We start from the raw sequence: 17,557 nt of genomic DNA on the forward strand, positions 1-17,557 counted from the left end.
GATGATTTGCATCGGCGGGCGAATGGTATTGGCGGTGGTGTGTACCGCGCCGGAGACCAGACCGTCCACTTCACCGGCTTCCAGCATCATTGTGCCGAGCACCACGGTATCTTCCAATTGCTCACGCGCGGACTGTTCGGTCATGCCTTTGTTTTTACGCAGTTCGACCAAACGTGCCACATAATTTTCACGCACGCTTGCTGGATCAATCACGGTAATACCGGCGCCTAATTTAACGCCTTGAGCGTCGGCAACCCGTTTGACATCGGTCGGATTGGCTAATAGTACGCATTCGGCAATACCGCGTTCGGCACACAGGGAGGCGGCTTTAATTGTGCGCGGTTCGTCACCTTCTGGCAGCACGATGCGTTTTTTCGCTGCGCGTGCCAGTTCGGTCAACTGTAAGCGGAACGCCGGCGGAGACAGGCGATGCACACGGGAAGATTCCGCTACGATATAATTGATGAACTCGGCATCAAATTGGGTTGCCGTATATTTTTTGATGTTTTCAATTCGATCTTTATCGTCAACCGGGACTTCAAGGTTAAAACTTTGTAAGGTTAATGCGGTTTGCCAAGTGTTGCCCTCAATACGGAAAATCGGTAGACCGGATTTTTCAAAAGACGGCAGACATAGTTTTTTAATTTGGCTGTCAATTTTATATCCGCCAGTTAACAATATTCCACCCAGCGCAATGCCGTTGCTGGCCGCTAATGCCGCTGCAACCAAAACGTCGGGACGATCCGCTGAAGTCACCAACAGGCTGCCGGTACGGAAATGTTCGACCATGTTAGTTAGGGTTCTGGCGCAGAATGTAATGCTGCGGATTCGGCGGGTTTTAATTTCGCCTTCGTTAATAATTGCCGCACTTAAATGATTAACCAGATCAATTACTCGAGTCGCGATGAGTTCAGCGTTCCAAGGAATACACGCCAATACTTTGATCGGGCTGTTTTCAAAGAGTTTATATACTTCGGAGGCGTTGTTGTGGCTATGTTGATAAGCGTCGAAAATTTCATTTAAATCCGGACGGGTACGGCCGGTGTCATCGATCGGAGCGTTAAATTTGTTGATCACAACACCCAGCAGATTCGGATTGTGGCGTCCGCCGAATTGGGAGGCTGCCGCTTCCACGCGTTCTTTCAGTTCCGCCGGTGTTTCCGTTGCGGGGGCGGCGACCAGAATGATTTCCGCATCAAGTGCCTGTGCAATTTCGTAGTTGATGCTGCTGGCGTAAGCATGTTTACGGGTTGGAATTAGCCCTTCTACGATAATGATTTCGTTATCTTTGCTTAGACGTTGATGATTTTCAACGATTTTTTCCAATAACACGTCGGATTGATTTTGACCGATTAGGCTTTCCGCCACACTTAACATGAACGGTTCGGCGGTTTCTAGCGTCGTGCTGGTACGAACGATTGACGTCGTGCGGTCGATTTTATCTTCATCGGTATTCGGTTGGGAAATCGGTTTCATAAAACCGATTTTAGCGCCTTTTTCTTCCAGAGCACGGATTAAACCAAGACTGACGCTGGTTAGACCGACGCCGGCGCTGATTGGAATAAGAATAATGGTACGTGACATAATAAACCCTAATAATCTGTTTTATTAAAAAGAAACTGCCGAGAATGTCGGCAGTCTGTCGGTAATGTTAGATACAAAGACGGGCTGTATCCTGTGCGATGACTAATTCTTCATTAGTCGGAATAACCATCGCGATCGGCGTATTGTCTGCGGTGATCACGCCTTCATTGCCGAAACGTGCGGCAAGATTTTTTTCCGTATCCAGCTGATAACCGAACAATTTCAAGTGCTGTAAGGTGATTTCGCGAACATGGGCAGAGTTTTCACCAATCCCGCCGGTGAACACAATAGCATCCAAGCGTTCGCCGATAACCGCCATATAAGAGCCAATATATTTAGCCAGACGATAGCAGAACACATCCAGTGCGCGTTTAGCCGGTACTTCTTTTTCGTAATTATCTTCCGCATAACGGCAGTCGCTGGTGACTTCGGTTAAACCAAGTAAACCGGATTTTTTGGTCAACAGAATGTTAATGTCTTCAACCGACATGCCCAGATTGTTGTGCAGATAGAAAATGATTGCCGGATCCAAATCGCCGGAACGGGTACCCATCACCAATCCTTCCAACGGTGTCAGCCCCATGGAAGTATCAATACATTGACCGTGACGGACTGCCGCAACCGACGCGCCGTTACCTAAATGGCAGGTAATCACATTGATTTTATCTTCCGCGACGTTCAAGCGCTGAGCGGCTTGACGGCTGACATAGAAATGGCTGGTACCGTGCGCGCCGTAGCGACGGATTGCATGTTCTTTGTAAAGGGAATACGGTAGCGCGTAAAGATAAGCTTCTTCCGGCATGGTGGTGTGGAACGCAGTATCGAATACCACCACATTTTTTTCTTTTAAGTGCGGGAACATTTTAAAGGCTTCTTTGATCCCGATTAAGTGTGCTGGATTGTGCAACGGTGCGAACTGAATGGCATCTTCGATACCTTTAATTACCTCATCGGTAATAATTACTGAAGAAGTGAATTTTTCCCCGCCGTGTACGATGCGGTGACCGATCGCCACAACCTCATCTTTTAAGGACGGATCCAATGAGAAGATATTATTCACGATAAATGCAAGGGCTTCGCTGTGTGCCGCACCTGCGCCTAAATCCGCATTGCCTTTTTCACCATGTAATTTCCATTTGATTCGTGCTTCCGGCAAATTGAATGCTTCCGCCAAACCGGACAGTTTTTCTTCACCGGATACTGGATCTAAAATGGAAAATTTCAATGAGGAGCTGCCGCAGTTAAGCACTAGGACTAATTTTTGTGACATAAATAACCTATTTTTTGATTTGAGTTAAAAGAAATTGACCCGAATATTGAGCCAGACACATAAAAGTCGTGATTGCGCAATAGGATACACCTTTCGGCGGGTAAAATAAATTCTGAACGTTAAAAAATGCGATTTTTCTCGGAAAATGATTAAAATTTAACGCGTCGGAATAAAAATCGGCATGGGATTTTATGGTAGAATAAGTGCCAATCGAATTGGGTATTTCAAATCACGATAATATAAAAAACTATGGGTATTTATTCTGTTTTTAAACAGGGACAGCGCTATTTACGCAGCTGGCCATCGGAAACTAAACTCGGCATGATTTTTCCGGAAAACCGGATTATTAAAAGCACGCTGTTTGGGCAGAAATTCATGCCGTTTGTCGCCGTGTTCGCCGTTGTTTGGCAACAAATTTATGCCAAGGGCGAGATGGCGGCACTGGCGATTGCGATCTTAACCGCCTTGTTTGCGCTCAGTGTGCCGTTACAGGGATTATACTGGCTGGGAAAACGAGCGCAAACCCCGCTGCCAGCACAAAGTGCGGTGTGGTTTGATAAAATTTGCGCTCATTTGCAAAAAGCTAACGAAATCGTTGAAGCGAAAGCACAGCCCACTTATCAGGATCTGGCAAATGTGCTGAACAAAGCACAGCAAAAATTGCCCTCGGATTTTTGGCAGGAAATTTAATCTGTGTTTTTCCGCGCCATGATTTAGTGATATAGTGGCGCCTTTGATTGAACCGCAGGAATTTATTGAAAACCGCAATTAAACTGCGCAAACGATTTCGTTTTTTGCTAGAATAGTGCGGTCGAAAATTGTCCTGTTTATTAGAGATTATTAATGAACAATTATATTGACCTGATTATTATCGGAATTATTATTTTTTCCGTTATTGTAAGTTTACTGCGCGGTTTTGTGCGTGAAGTAATGTCACTGGCCAGTTGGGTAGTGGCTTTTTTAGTGGCGAATCATTTTTATCCTTATCTTGCTAATTATCTGACTCAGATTGAATCCGTCTATCTGCGCAATGGCACGGCTATCGGTATTTTATTTATCGTAACGCTGATCGTCGGGGCGATTGTCAATTACATTATCAGTCAGTTAGTGGATAAAACCGGATTAAGCGGAACCGATCGTGTATTAGGCGCCTGTTTCGGATTTCTGCGCGGCGTGCTGATTGTCGCTGCGTTATTATTTTTTGTGGATACCTTTACCAATTTCAGCCAGACCGAAGTGTGGAAATCATCAAAATTAATACCGCACTTCGGCTTTATCGTCGAGTGGTTTTTTCAGCAGCTACAGGCGAACTCCAGTTTATTAAACTCAACCTTAACTAAATAGAGGATCAACACCAGTATGTGTGGTATTGTCGGTATTGTCAGTCAAAGTCCAGTGAATCAATCCATTTATGATGCGTTAACCTTATTGCAACATCGCGGGCAGGATGCAGCGGGCATCATCACCGTGGATGATGAAAACCGTTTCCGCTTGCGTAAAGCTAACGGCTTGGTCAGCGATGTCTTTCAGCAGGTTCACATGTTGCGCTTACAGGGAAATGCCGGCATTGGGCATGTGCGTTATCCGACAGCGGGCAGTTCCAGCGTATCCGAAGCACAGCCGTTTTATGTCAATTCGCCGTATGGTTTGACACTGGTGCACAACGGTAATCTGACTAATTCTGAGCAGTTGAAAGCAACCCTGTTTAACCGCGCGCGTCGTCATGTTAACACCAATTCGGATTCAGAAGTATTGCTGAATATTCTGGCGTATCATTTAGATCAGATTGATACGCGTCATCTTTCGGCGCAGGATATTTTCCGGGCAATTAAGGAAACTCATCAGGATATTCGCGGCGCTTATGCTTGTGTAGCGATGATTATCGGGCACGGTATGGTGGCGTTTCGCGATCCGCACGGCATTCGTCCGCTGGTATTGGGCAAGCGGGAAGAACAGGGCAAAACCGAATATATGTTTGCCTCGGAAAGTATTGCGCTGGATGTGGTCGGATTTGAATTTGTGCGTGATATTCTGCCGGGTGAAGCGGTGTATGTCACCTTCGACGGCGAATATTACGCTGAGCAATGCGCCGATAATCCGCAGTTAAGTCCTTGTATTTTCGAATATGTCTATTTTGCTCGTCCGGATTCTTATATTGACGGCGTTTCCGTGTATGCCGCTCGCGTACATATGGGCGAGCGCTTGGGCGAAAAAATTGCGCGCGAGTGGCGCGATTTGGATATTGATGTAGTGATCCCGGTGCCGGAAACTTCCAACGATATCGCTTTACGCATTGCTCATGTGCTGGGTAAACCTTATCGTCAGGGATTTGTTAAAAACCGTTATGTGGGACGCACATTTATTATGCCAGGGCAAACTCAGCGGGTCAGCGCGGTGCGGCGTAAACTGAACACCATTTCATCGGAATTTAAAGGCAAAAATGTACTGTTGGTGGACGATTCCATTGTGCGCGGCACCACTTCCGAACAGATTGTGGATATGGCGAGAGCCGCCGGCGCCAATAAAATTTATTTTGCCTCCGCAGCGCCGGAAATCCGTTATCCGAATGTGTACGGCATTGATATGCCGACTAAGCACGAATTAATTGCTTATGGGCGCAATGTGGATGAAATCGCGCAGTTAATCGGCGTGGATAAACTGATTTTTCAGGATCTGGATGCGTTAACCGGCTCCGTTCAACAGGAGAATCCAGCGATTAAGGCGTTTGATTGTTCGGTATTCACCGGTGAATATGTGACGGGGGATATTACGCCGGAGTATTTAGATACGATCGCGGGGCTGCGTAATGATAATGCAAAGAAAAAACGCGAAAAAGACGCCACTAATCTTGAAATACATAATGAAAAATAAACAGTCGCTGATTATCGGTATCACCGGGGCATCCGGTGCGATTTACGCCGTTCGTTTGCTTGAAGTGCTGAAAAGCCTGCCAGATATCGAAACGCATCTGATTATCAGCAACGCCGCCAAACGAACCATCGCCGCTGAAACCGATTATTCCGTTGCACAAGTGCGGTCGCTGGCGGATGTGAATTATGATGTGCGCGATATCGGGGCGGCGGTTTCGTCGGGGTCTTACCGCACCTTAGGCATGTTGATTGTGCCTTGTTCGATAAAAACACTGTCTGCGATTGCGCAAAGTTATAGCGATGATTTGATTAGTCGGGCGGCGGATGTCTGCTTGAAAGAACGTAAGCCGCTATTGTTGTGTGTGCGGGAAACGCCACTGCATTTGGGGCATTTGCGCCTGATGACGCAGGCGGCGGAGATCGGCGCACAGATTGCCCCTTTAATGCCAGCGTTTTATCATCGTCCTGCAACAGTGGATGATATTGTCAATCAAAGCGTGAATCGTTTATGCGATCAGTTCGGCATTCAGCTGGAAAAAGATCTGTTTCAGCGCTGGGGTGCGCAATAAACGATCGGTGAAAATAGCAATAAACGATCGGTGAAAATAGCAATAAACGATCGGTGAAAATAAAAGACAAAGGGAACTTCGGTTCCCTTTGTCGTCGATAAACGTGTTTAGCGCGGACCGCCGCCGTTTCCATGTCCGCCGGCGCCTCCTCCTTGCTGCATCATTGGTCCGCCACCGCCGCCGTGTGGACCGGGCCAAGGAAGAAGACAGCCAGTGAGAAATGTACTCAGCAGGGCAACTGCCACCAGTTTTTTAATCATACATACTCCTTACATTCACGTATTGATTACGGTAGGCAGTAAAACATACAAATCTTAAGAAAATCTTAAGTTGTGTGATGCAATGTTTAAACCGGCAATTTCATTTCCCGTATGGACATTGTTAGTCCGTCGATCATCAATAACCGACCGCACAAATTCTTGCCGATATTTAACCGCACTTTTATTGCTTCCAGCGCCTGAATGGAACCGATAATGCCGACAATCGGCGATAATACGCCCGCTTCTACGCAGCTGATTTCGTTGTCACCGAACAACCGGCTGAGACTGTGATAAGTCGGGGTTTGCGGTGCATAGGTAAATACGCAAACCTGTCCTTCCATACGAATCGCCGCACCAGAAATCAGCGGTGTCGTGTGTTGCTGGCAGCAGCGATCCAACTGGTTACGCGTAGTCACATTATCGGTACAATCCAGCACCGCATCGGCACGCTGGATTAGCTCGCTTAAGGCGTCGTCGTCCAAAATACGGCTAACGGTATGAATATGCACATGTGGGTTGAGCTGCTGCAAGGCGATTTTGGCGGACTCTACTTTTAACATGTCCAGACGGCTGTCATTATGTAAAATCTGCCGCTGTAGATTGGACAGCGCAACCTTATCGAAATCTAGTAAAATCAATGTCCCGACGCCCGCTGCCGCCAGATATTGCGCCGCCGCGCAACCCAGCCCGCCGAGACCGACAATCAGCATGGTGCTGTCTTTTAACTTTTCCTGACCGTCAAAATCCACTTCTTTCAGCACGATCTGACGGTTGTAACGGAATTCTTCCGCCGCAGTGAGTTCAGCCATAACTTAACCTAATAAATCGTTGAAGGGTTCGATCATGACCGTTTCGCCGGCCGTCACATTGCCGCGTTCGGCTTCCAACACGATAAAACAGTTGCTTTTAACAAAAGCGCTGAATATATGCGAGCCTTGAAAACCGACTGGTTCGACTTCAAGTTGTCCTTGCGCATTCAGCCGATAAGCGCCGCGTTGAAAATCTAGTCTGCCGGGCGCTTTTTTCAGGTTAACAGCGGCGATTGCCGGAAAACGGTGCGGTAGCTGCCAGTGGCGATAACCGCTTAGTTTGGCGATAGCAGGTTGCACCAATTGATAAAAGGTCACCAGCGCGGAGACTGGGTTGCCCGGTAAACCGCAGAACCACGCGTTTTCCAGTTTGCCGAAAGCAAACGGCTTGCCCGGTTTGATGGCGATTTTCCAGAAATTGACCTGCCCGAGTTTTTCCAGCACGGTTTTGGTAAAATCCGCTTCGCCGACGGACACGCCACCACTAGTAATGACTAGATCCGCCTGCTTCTGAGCGGCGATAAAAGCCCGTTCGAACTGTTGTTGATCGTCGGGTAAAATACCGAAGTCCAGCACCTCGCAGTTCAGCTTTTCCAGCATCAGTTTTACCGTGAAACGGTTGGTATCATAAATTTTCCCGTTTTCTAACGGTTGCCCCACCGGCACCAGTTCATCGCCGGTGGAAAGTACCGCCACTTTTAAACGTGGCAACACCGCAACATCGGAAATGCCCAGTGACGCCAGCAGCGGCAGGGAAAGTGCGGTCAGTTTTTCACCTGTTTTTAAGACGATTTCTCCTTTTTTGATGTCTTCGCCGCAACGACGGATATGCTGTCCGGGCTGCGGCAAGGTTTTAAAGGTTACCGTTCCGTCTGTATTCAGCTCCACATCTTCTTGCATAATCACAGCGTCGGTTCCCGCCGGAATCATGGCGCCGGTCATAATTCGAACCGCACTTTGTGCAGGCCATTGTCCGTGAAATGGGTTGCCAGCAAAGGCTTTTCCGGCAATAGTCAAGCGCATCGACCGACGTAAATCCGACAGCCGCACGGCATATCCGTCCATCGCCGAATTGTCAAACGCAGGAACGTTAAGTGGCGAAACCACATCCTGAGCGCAAATGCGGTTAACCGCTTGATCCAGTTTGACGGTTCGGGCATTGTCGGATGACGGAGAAGGCAGTTGTGTCAACATTTGATTTAAAGCTTGTTCGAGACTGAGCATAGCAGATTCCTCTTTTAATAAAATACCCGATTATTTTACTTATTTTTTTCATAGGATCTAACGATTATTCTCATTTTATTATTGTTTTGTTGTCTGGTAGAATAGCCGGATTAATCATTCATGGAGCGGGAAATGAGTAGTATTTCACCAGAAGCGGAGAAGGTGCGTCGGGCGCTGATAGAAAAAGGGATAGAAACGCCGACCATTGAACTTCACCGAACAAAAGCACAACGGCGTGCGGGCATTGAACGGCATATGCGCGAAGTCATGAAATTAATCGGTTTAGACCTGACCGATGACAGCCTTGAAGAAACGCCGGTGCGGTTGGCGAAAATGTTTATAGATGAAATTTTCAGCGGCTTGGATTATGCCAATTTCCCGAAAATTACCAATATTGAAAACCGGATGAAAGTCAGTGAAATGGTACTGGTAAACGATGTGACGCTAACCAGCACTTGCGAACATCATTTTGTGACTATCGACGGTATGGTGTCGGTGGCGTATTATCCGAAAAAATGGGTGATCGGTTTATCCAAAATTAATCGCGTGGTTGCTTTTTTTGCCCAGCGACCGCAGGTGCAGGAACGGCTGACCGAGCAGATTTTGCTGGCGTTTCAAACTATTTTGGAAACCGATGATGTCGCGGTTTATGTCAAAGCGACGCATTTTTGCGTTAAATGTCGTGGCATTAAAGACACCAATAGCTACACTGTCACCTCAGCCTTCGGCGGGATTTTCCTCAACGATCGGGAAACCCGCAAAGAGTTTTTAACCTTAATTAATAAATAACTTGCCAACGCCGAAATAAATGTTTCGGCGTTTTTTTATTCTTTTCAATAAACTGAAGTCTAATTATTAAGTTTTGTTTTGTAATCTTTTCTTTACTCCAGAGTCTCTTTAAATTACCATATTAAATGATAATAATTATCATTTATTTTATGTTTTTTAAGGGATCATTTAATGTTTAATTACAATAAAAATTTATTAGCCGTGGTCATCGGTTCGGTATTTTCTGCCGGATTATCTGCCGCGGAGAGCAGCAATGGGGATACTCAGCATAAATTAGCGGAAATTGTGGTGTATGCTGAGCAAAACCGTTCCTTATCCTCCGTTCAATCCATTAATCGCGAAGAAATGCGAAAAACGCCGGCGACAAACGGCAATATTTCCGATTATTTAGCCGCTAATCCGCATGTGCGTTATGAAAACAGCGATAAAGACGGTTTTTTGCGTGGCGAAATTAAGCCGGAAAATATTTCGATTAACGGGGCAGATTTCAATCAGACTGCGTATTTTGTGGATAATGTAAATATCAATAACGATCTGACCGTTGACAGTGAAATTTTTGATGGTTCGGTTCAGACGGTTCCCGGGCTGAGCAGTACCCAGGCGTATTTTTTTGATGCGACGATGCTGTCTAAAGTGGAACTGCATGACAGTAATATTTCCGCCAGTCTGGGCGGCTTTACTGGCGGGGCGGTGGTGGCAAAGACCAAACAATATGACGGTCATAATCGTATCGGATTAAAATACCGCACCACAGATTCCTCTTGGGCAAGAATGAAAACGGATGATTCGTTACGGAAAACGCTTGCGCAGGTCCGTCCTGATGATAGCGGTGCAGCGATATTCCAGCCAAAATACGGTAAACAGTTTTTCTCTTTAACGGCAGAACAGGGATTAACGGATAACTTGGGGATGGTGTTCGGGTTCAGTCGGCGAATTAGCCGAATTGAACAAAATCGGTTGATCCGCCCGGAAAAAGATAAACCGGTTCAGCTGGATAAAGAAAATCATTCCCGTCTGGCGGATACGGCATTGTTGAATTTGAATTATACTCCCAATGACAACAATCGTTTTGAGTTAGGCTTCCGCTATTCCGGCTATAAAGAAAGCAAATATTATCGCGATAATATCGGTAACAATGTTGATGATTATCACAATGCCTACGGTATGACCTTATCTTGGGTGCGTGCGTTTGAGTCGGGCGTATTGACCAATACCTTGGCTTATGATCAGTTTTTTGATAAACGTAAATCGAGCTCCAACAGTGTAGAGAACATCTCCGTCCTTGATGATAATTATGACTTGCTATACAGCTATGAAAAAGGCGGTTGGGGTGACAGCGAGCTGGCTCAGCGTAATTTGCATTTTTCTACCGAATATGCGGTCAACCCGTTTAATTGGGGAAATGTCAGTCATTCTATTTCTGTCGGCGGTATTTATCAAAGAACTTCTTACCGCTTTCATCGACCTAATGCGGTAAAGACGAAAATCATTGATATTTATCCTGATTCCACCTCCAGCCTATTGCACGAGGAAATTGTTCCGGCCGGTAGTGTAAACACCAACTATCAAAATATTGTTGTCTATGCAGAGGATTTAATCACATGGCGGAATATAGAATTGCGCCCTGGCATTCGTGCCGAACGGGATGATTATTTAAAAAATAACAATATCGCACCGCGCTTTGTGGCACGTTATAGCCCTTGGCAGGAAACCAAGTTCAGTTTAGGCTTGAATCGTTATTACGGGCGTTCTTTCTCCTCATTAAAACTCACCAATGAAATTTTGCGCCTGAATAATGATTCCTCCAGACAGCATCAGGCATTTGGTGCGTTGAAAACACCTTATGCGGATGAATTAAGTTTAGGTTTTGAGCAGCATCTTGCCAATTGGGCGCTGAAACTGAATTATATTCACCGCAAAAACAAAAACCGTATCGTACTAAGACGCGAGAATCGCAAAACGGTTTATCATAACGGCAATGATTTCGGCGTTGATGTATATGCTTTGCAGCTCAATAATATTGAACCGTGGCAATGGGGAAACAGCTACTGGAATGCCAGTTTGGGTTTCGATTGGCTCACGACCAAGCGAGCGGATCTGGATAAGGATCTTAATCCCGATGAACGAGTTTATTTAGACGGTAAAGCGATGACTCGGCGACAAATGGAACAAAAAGTCAATAGCAGCAGCGAAGACTGGATTGTGCGTGCCGGGTTGGATATGAGCATACCGGATTATGCGATTACATGGTCGAACAGATTGTATGTCAAAGCACCGATAAGAGGCTATGAGCAGATAAGTTCCAATGCCGAAGAGATTTCTCGTTATCGCTCCTTTGATTACGGCACGCACTATCAATGGGATAGCAGCGTGCGCTGGCAGTTGCCGATAAGTGGGACGCATTCCGCTTATATTCAGCTTGATGTATTAAATGTGCTGAATAACGTTCGGCAAAAATCGTCGAAGAGTATTTCCGCTTCCGATGAATACGGAATTTACAGCGCCGGTCGGGAATTCTGGCTGGAATTAGGCTATAACTTCTAACTGATCAATACAAAAAACTCTGCGGGAGAAATTCCGCAGATTATTTTTTATCGTCATACTTATGAAAAAATATCTGTTTTATTGCCTTTTTTTATTGATGTTGTGCGGTTGTCATAGCGCATTTGATCCTGAGCGGGATATGCAAGAATTGCCTTTTGACCCTGAAATAGCCCACGGCAGATTGGATAATGGATTGCGCTATTATATTATGCCGAACCGTCAGCCCGCTGGCAGGGTGTATATTCGTTTAGTGGTGAATGCCGGTTCGATGAATGAAGAGGATGATCAGAAAGGCGTTGCGCATATTGTTGAACATATGGCGTTTAATGGAACTGAACGTTTTCCGCAAAACCAAATTATTGACGCCTTGGAACGATTAGGCATGAAATTCGCCCGCGATATTAACGCATTCACCGATTTTGAAAACACGGTTTATACTTTAAATCTGGCGAATAATGATCCGCACCGGTTAAATCTGGCTTTTGATGTCGTTAACGAATGGATAAACCATGTTACCGTATTACCGCAAGATTTAGCGGCGGAACGTGGCGTTGTGCTGGAAGAATGGCGTTCGCGCTTAAGTCCGATGCTGCGTTTGGGGGATAAAAAAAGCGCCTTGGAAATGGCGGGTTCGCGCTATGTATTAAGAGATCCTATCGGGGATGTGGCGATAATAAAAAATGTGACGGCGCGCAGGGTAAAGGATTTTTACGACAAATGGTATCGCCCGGATAATATGGCGGTTATTGTGGTCGGCGATATTGATAAAAATGCAATTAAAAATCTGCTGAGTGCAAAATTAAGTCAGCCCAATCCCGCGGCATTGCCCCCGTTGGATACGATAGATTATCGCATTCCATTAATTAAACACTGGCGTTTGGCGTCAATTGATGAACGGGGAATAACAACACCGTCCGTTGAGCTGAGCTTTTTAACCGATTTTTATGCGAACAACACCGTCGGTGAATATAAGCGAGAATTTATTCGCCAGATGCTGATACGCTTGTTGAATGTCAGATTACAGCAATGGGAAAAGCAGCAAAGTGCGGTGGATTCTGTGAACTTTTATCAGACTCATCTGGGCAAATACAGTGTGCAAACGGTATTTTCCATGCAGTTAAGCGAGAACAATTATGCTGAAGCGATTGACGCATTATTCGGTTTTATTGCGGACATAAAGCAAAACGGTTTTACCGAATCGGAACTGCGGGCGGAAATTAGCCGTTTACAGAAGCTGAATCAACGGCAGTCGGAGATTCGCGCGGGCAGTTTAAAACTGGCGGATGATCTGATCCCTGTGGCAGCGAATCAGCAGATCAGTTTGAATCGTCGTGATAAGTACGTATTGAATAAAAAAATATTATCTGAGCTGAATGTAAACGAGCTCAATACGGATTTCCGTCGGTTAACGGCTCAACAAGCTAAATTATTGCTGATAACTCAGCCGTATCCAGCGAAAAAACTGACTTTCGGCGTTGAGGAGATTAAACGCCGATGGGAAAATGCTGCCGCGCTAATCGAAGATAAAGGCGTACAGGCGCAAAAATATGATGTTGAAAGGCTACCGGCTTTTAATCTGTCGCCGGCACGCGCGGTTAAAACGGCATATCATCGGCAGGGAAATATAACGGAATTTACCTTATCTAACGGAAGTCGCCTGATTTACCATTATTCCGATAAGCAGCCGGATCAGGTGTATTTTAAAGCACTGACCGCCGGAGGATTACGTTCCGTCGGTGGAGAAGACTATCATTTGTTGCGAGCGGCAGTGAGCGCTGTCGATGAAACGGGAATCGGTGCGCTGTCACAGCAGCAAATCAATCGCTTGTTTGCACAAAACCCGTTGGTGTTTTCGACTTTGTTGAATGATGATTCCCAAGGATTTATCGGCGTTGGTAAAAGCGGCGAGCTGGAGAATTTGCTCAAATTGTTCCGTTTAAAATTACAATCCAGCCCGATTGCGTTGTCGGTATGGCAAAAATATCAGCAGGAAACCGCTCAATATTTTGCTGAAATGGATAAAGAAACCGAGTTCATGCGTGCGGTGACAAAACTGCGTTATCCCGAGTCGGAAACCGTCTATAGTCAGCATAAAGCGCAGATTCTGGCAGCCGACAAAGAAACGTTATCCCGCTTATACCGAACAATGATTAACGGAAAAACCGATTTTACTTATTTTATTATCGGGGACGTGCCGGAGGCGACGGTTAAATCGTTAGCGGAAAAATATCTCGCCAACCTCGATATCAAAAGACAGACGCGAACTTTCAAGCCGCCGCGGATGGCGATACCGAAACAGCGATTCGTACTTAAAGGACTGACCGAACCGCGAGCGGAAGTCGAATTGTATTTAACCGTCGATAATCAGTGGCGGGCAGAGGATGATTATCTGTTAGACGTATTGGCGGATATTATTCAGGAAAAACTGCGCATCGCATTACGGGAAAAAGAAAGCGGAATTTATTCGGTCAATACTTGGCTATCGCAAGAACCGAACACCACACAAATTGAAGGCAAAATTACCTTCAGCTGTGCGCCGGAGCGCGTAGACGCATTACTTGCGTTAACCCATCGGATTTTAGACGCTTTGCGCACTCAAGGTGTTGACCCACAGGACATTGCGAAAACACTGGCGGAAAAGCAAATTCAAATTAAGCAGCAGTTTGATTCGCTGTTATATGTCGCGGAGAAGATCGAACAAAGTTACCGGTTAGATAACTCGCCGCGTCTGATTTATTTATATCAGCAATTAGAGCGAATTGTAACGAAGCATAATCTGGATCGTATGGCGACAATGGTGTTGAAACCTGAGGCAAGATTTGAGGCGGTGCTGACACAATAACGCGCAATAGAGAAAGGAGCGGGCGGTTTCCGCTCCGACAGTGAGAGATTACAAATAACTCACCAACGCGCTGGTGTCTGTGGGCTTAAGCTCGCGGATGATTTTTTCTTCGCCGCGTCCCAGCATTAAAAAGGCGATGATGTTATCCTGTTTTTCGCAGCCTAAAGCGTGACGTAAATCACTGCCGTTGACCCAAGGACCCGTCACCCAGACGTTATCGAATCCCTGTGCGTTGGCGGCCAACTGTATCGCATAGGCGGCGCAGCCTGCGCTTAAGGTTTGTTCCCACGCCGGCACTTTGGCGATATCCGGATTGATTTTCGCGATGACGGCGATAATCATCGGCGCGCGGGTTGCCAGATCTTCGGCTTTTTTTAACCGCTCTTCGCCCAAATCAAATTCGTGTACCGCACTTTTAAGTAAGGCGGCAAATCGCGCTAAGCCGTCTTTTTCAATCACAACAAAATGATAGGGTTGCAGCTTTCCGTGATCCGGCACATGCAGCGCTGCCTGAAAAATCGTCTCCAGTTGTTGTTGATTTGGGGCGGGCGCATGCAATTTTTTTTCCGAGCGGCGAGTGGTCAGCAGATGTAGGGCATCCATAATGTATTCCTTTAAATGTGGTGAAAAGTGCGGTCTATTTTAGCATATTTTTTCAATTCGGATTTATTGAAATTGCGGGTTGTGGTATGTTAAAGCGCTGATGATGTTGCGCTATTGGTGTAAATTTTGGACAGGGCGAAAACGCATCGGCGCATGTGGAGCTTTTTATTAAACCTGACAGAGAAATTATGCAACTAATTATTCGATTTTTGAACTTTTGTTGGCGAATGCTGAATTTTATTCGTGATTTAGTCATGAATATTGTGTTTTTATTTTTTGTGTTACTCCTCGCGGCGATATTCAGTCTGACTAGCGGTCTGATATATAAGGATGCAGAGGACTTGCGTGGCGATCAGGGCGCGTTGCTGCTTAATCTTGACGGTTATCTGGCGGATAACCGTGAGGATAGCATGTCTTGGCGCAATACCTTGAAACAGCTGGATAACCAATATGTACCGCGTCAAATTTCTACTTTTGATGTGGTTTATGCCGTCAGCACGGCGGCGGAAGATCCGCGTATTAAAGGGTTAGTGTTGGATTTAAATCGGTTTGAGGGCGCGGATTTGCCTGCGCTGAATTATGTCGGCAGTGCAATTCGGCGCTTTAAACAAAGCGGCAAGCCGGTTATCGCCTATGCGGACAACTATACGCAAAAGCAATATTTACTGGCAAGTTATGCCGATGAGATTTACCTCAATCCGATGGGGCAGGTGGCGATAGAAGGGCTATCGGCGGAGAATCTGTATTTTAAATCCATGCTGGAAAAATTAGCGGTCACTCCGCATGTTTTCCGTGTTGGAACTTATAAATCCGCAGTTGAACCATTTCTGCGTGATGATATGTCGTCGGAGGCTAAAGCGAATATGCAACGCTGGCTGGGAGAAATGTGGAACAGCTATAAAACCACCGTTGCCGATAATCGCAATATTACGCCGGAAGCGGTATTGCCGGAAGGGCAGCAATATTTGGCGGCGTTACGCAAGCTGGGGGGCGATAGTACCGCTTATGCCAAGCAGCGTCAATTAGTTACCCAGGTGGCGGATAGCTTAAATTTAGAGCAAAAATTGACCGCACTTTTCGGTAAAACTGAGGACGGCGATACCAAATTAGTGGAGCTGGAGCGTTATTTGGCGAGCCTGCCTGATCGTATGACGGCGGAGGGCGAGAATAAAATCGCCGTTGTGAATGTTGAAGGCACGATTATCGACGGCGACAGCGAAGAGCAAAATGTGGGTGGTGACAGTATTTCGGCACTGTTGCGGCAAGCCTATCGTGATAAAGCAATTAAAGCGGTCGTGTTGCGGGTCAACAGTCCGGGCGGCAGTGCTTTTGCCTCGGAGCTGATTCGACAGGAAGTGGACAATCTGCAAAAAGCCGGCAAACCGGTCGTGGTGTCGATGGGCGGCATGGCGGCATCGGGCGGTTATTGGATTTCAAGCACGGCGGATTATATTGTAGCGGATCCGAATACGATTACCGGTTCTATCGGCATTTTTGCCCTGTTTCCGACCTTTGAACACACCATTAAGCAGGCAGGAATTTCGGCGGACGGCGTCGCTACCACCGAGCTTAGCCGCGGTTCGTCTTTCAGCGGATTGCCGGCGCTTAACGGTGAGATTATGCAACTGGAAATCGAACAGGGCTATGAGCGTTTCTTATCATTGGTCAGTAAAGGACGTAATATGTCGAAAGCGCAGGCTGACAGCGTTGCTCAAGGACAGGTCTGGTTAGGCGTTGAGGCTTATCAGCATAAACTGGTGGATGAATTGGGCGATTTTGACAGCGCAGTGAACAAAGCGGGCGAGTTGGTCAATCGGCAACGGGATGCAGAAAAACAGATTGCGCAGTTTGCGGTGGAATGGCTAACGGAAGAAGATACCTCTTTCCTCGGAATGCTGATGAAAGATTTTAAACGTAGCAGTCAAAGCGCGCTGAAAAACGCCGTGGCAGAGTTTATCGGCTTGCCGAAAGAACTTGGGCAAGTGAGCGCCCAGCTGAAGATACTTGAGCGTTTTAACGATCCGAAAGGGCAGTACCTGTACTGTATAAACTGCGCAACAGTGCGTTAAATTCAGAAAAAAATCACCGCACTTTTTAGCGAAAGCCGAATTGCAGAGTCTGTTATTCGGCTTTAGTTTGTCGGTAATAAAAAATTAAGAAAAGCGGTTGAATTTTATGTGATTTAAGTGTAAT

At 46.3% G+C, this 17,557-nt stretch carries 14 protein-coding genes; 8 read left to right on the forward strand and 6 right to left on the reverse strand.

From position 1 onward, the window contains the following. The coding region (gene pta, locus BN3349_RS10080; RefSeq protein ID WP_040977229.1) for a phosphate acetyltransferase at nucleotides 1-1,584 on the reverse strand (1,584 nt) is incomplete at its 3' end. 67 nt (nucleotides 1,585-1,651) lie between these two features. After that, a complete protein-coding gene (locus BN3349_RS10085; RefSeq protein WP_040977230.1) occupies nucleotides 1,652-2,854 on the reverse strand; it encodes an acetate kinase in 1,203 nt (400 codons plus the stop codon). Between the two features lie 249 nt (nucleotides 2,855-3,103). On the opposite strand from BN3349_RS10085, the gene yfbV reads away from it, so the two are divergent. From yfbV to BN3349_RS10105, 4 genes are all read left to right on the forward strand, one after another. After that, nucleotides 3,104-3,544: a terminus macrodomain insulation protein YfbV gene (yfbV, locus tag BN3349_RS10090; protein WP_040977231.1), complete on the forward strand. Its 441-nt coding sequence runs from the start codon at nucleotides 3,104-3,106 to the stop codon at nucleotides 3,542-3,544. 153 nt (nucleotides 3,545-3,697) lie between these two features. Beyond that, nucleotides 3,698-4,198: a CvpA family protein gene (locus BN3349_RS10095; RefSeq protein WP_040977233.1), complete on the forward strand. Its 501-nt coding sequence runs from the start codon at nucleotides 3,698-3,700 to the stop codon at nucleotides 4,196-4,198. 15 nt (nucleotides 4,199-4,213) lie between these two features. Then, nucleotides 4,214-5,725, forward strand: a complete 1,512-nt coding sequence (gene purF, locus BN3349_RS10100) for an amidophosphoribosyltransferase (RefSeq protein ID WP_040977234.1) — start codon at nucleotides 4,214-4,216, stop codon at nucleotides 5,723-5,725. Next, nucleotides 5,715-6,293: a UbiX family flavin prenyltransferase gene (locus BN3349_RS10105; protein WP_040977235.1), complete on the forward strand. Its 579-nt coding sequence runs from the start codon at nucleotides 5,715-5,717 to the stop codon at nucleotides 6,291-6,293. Before purF ends, BN3349_RS10105 begins: the two co-directional genes overlap by 11 nt. Nucleotides 6,294-6,400: 107 nt before the next feature. Here the strand turns inward: BN3349_RS10105 and BN3349_RS12070 are convergent, their stop codons facing one another. The 3 genes from BN3349_RS12070 to moeA form a co-directional block, all read right to left on the reverse strand. Continuing rightward, nucleotides 6,401-6,553, reverse strand: coding sequence for a hypothetical protein (locus BN3349_RS12070; protein ID WP_180334846.1), 153 nt, complete (start codon nucleotides 6,551-6,553; stop codon nucleotides 6,401-6,403). A gap of 86 nt (nucleotides 6,554-6,639) precedes the next feature. Beyond that, on the reverse strand, nucleotides 6,640-7,362 hold the full coding sequence (gene moeB, locus BN3349_RS10110) for a molybdopterin-synthase adenylyltransferase MoeB (RefSeq protein ID WP_040977237.1): 723 nt from the start codon (nucleotides 7,360-7,362) through the stop codon (nucleotides 6,640-6,642). A gap of 3 nt (nucleotides 7,363-7,365) precedes the next feature. Beyond that, nucleotides 7,366-8,586 carry a molybdopterin molybdotransferase MoeA gene (gene moeA, locus BN3349_RS10115; protein WP_040977238.1) on the reverse strand — a complete coding sequence of 407 codons (1,221 nt, stop codon included), beginning with the start codon at nucleotides 8,584-8,586 and terminating at the stop codon, nucleotides 7,366-7,368. A gap of 132 nt (nucleotides 8,587-8,718) precedes the next feature. Between moeA and folE the strand changes: the two genes are divergently transcribed. The 3 genes from folE (at nucleotide 8,719) to BN3349_RS10130 (ending at nucleotide 14,761) form a co-directional block, all read left to right on the forward strand. Beyond that, the gene (gene folE, locus BN3349_RS10120) at nucleotides 8,719-9,375 is read left to right on the forward strand and encodes a GTP cyclohydrolase I FolE (protein ID WP_040977240.1); all 657 of its coding nucleotides are present in this window, start codon (nucleotides 8,719-8,721) and stop codon (nucleotides 9,373-9,375) included. 171 nt (nucleotides 9,376-9,546) lie between these two features. After that, nucleotides 9,547-11,919 (forward strand): TonB-dependent receptor plug domain-containing protein, encoded by a 2,373-nt coding sequence (locus BN3349_RS10125; protein WP_040977241.1) that lies wholly within the window; start codon nucleotides 9,547-9,549, stop codon nucleotides 11,917-11,919. A gap of 61 nt (nucleotides 11,920-11,980) precedes the next feature. Next, the gene (locus BN3349_RS10130; RefSeq protein ID WP_052461936.1) at nucleotides 11,981-14,761 is read left to right on the forward strand and encodes a M16 family metallopeptidase; all 2,781 of its coding nucleotides are present in this window, start codon (nucleotides 11,981-11,983) and stop codon (nucleotides 14,759-14,761) included. Between the two features lie 48 nt (nucleotides 14,762-14,809). Here BN3349_RS10130 and BN3349_RS10135 read toward each other — a convergent pair whose 3' ends face one another. Next, nucleotides 14,810-15,364 carry an NAD(P)H nitroreductase gene (locus BN3349_RS10135; protein WP_040977243.1) on the reverse strand — a complete coding sequence of 185 codons (555 nt, stop codon included), beginning with the start codon at nucleotides 15,362-15,364 and terminating at the stop codon, nucleotides 14,810-14,812. 188 nt (nucleotides 15,365-15,552) lie between these two features. Between BN3349_RS10135 and sppA the strand changes: the two genes are divergently transcribed. Next, on the forward strand, nucleotides 15,553-17,433 hold the full coding sequence (sppA, locus tag BN3349_RS10140; protein WP_040977244.1) for a signal peptide peptidase SppA: 1,881 nt from the start codon (nucleotides 15,553-15,555) through the stop codon (nucleotides 17,431-17,433). Nucleotides 17,434-17,557 lie beyond the last annotated feature (124 nt).

It is taken from the genome of Necropsobacter massiliensis (assembly GCF_000827595.2).
In the GTDB taxonomy this organism is placed as follows: Bacteria; Pseudomonadota; Gammaproteobacteria; order Enterobacterales; family Pasteurellaceae; genus Necropsobacter; species Necropsobacter massiliensis.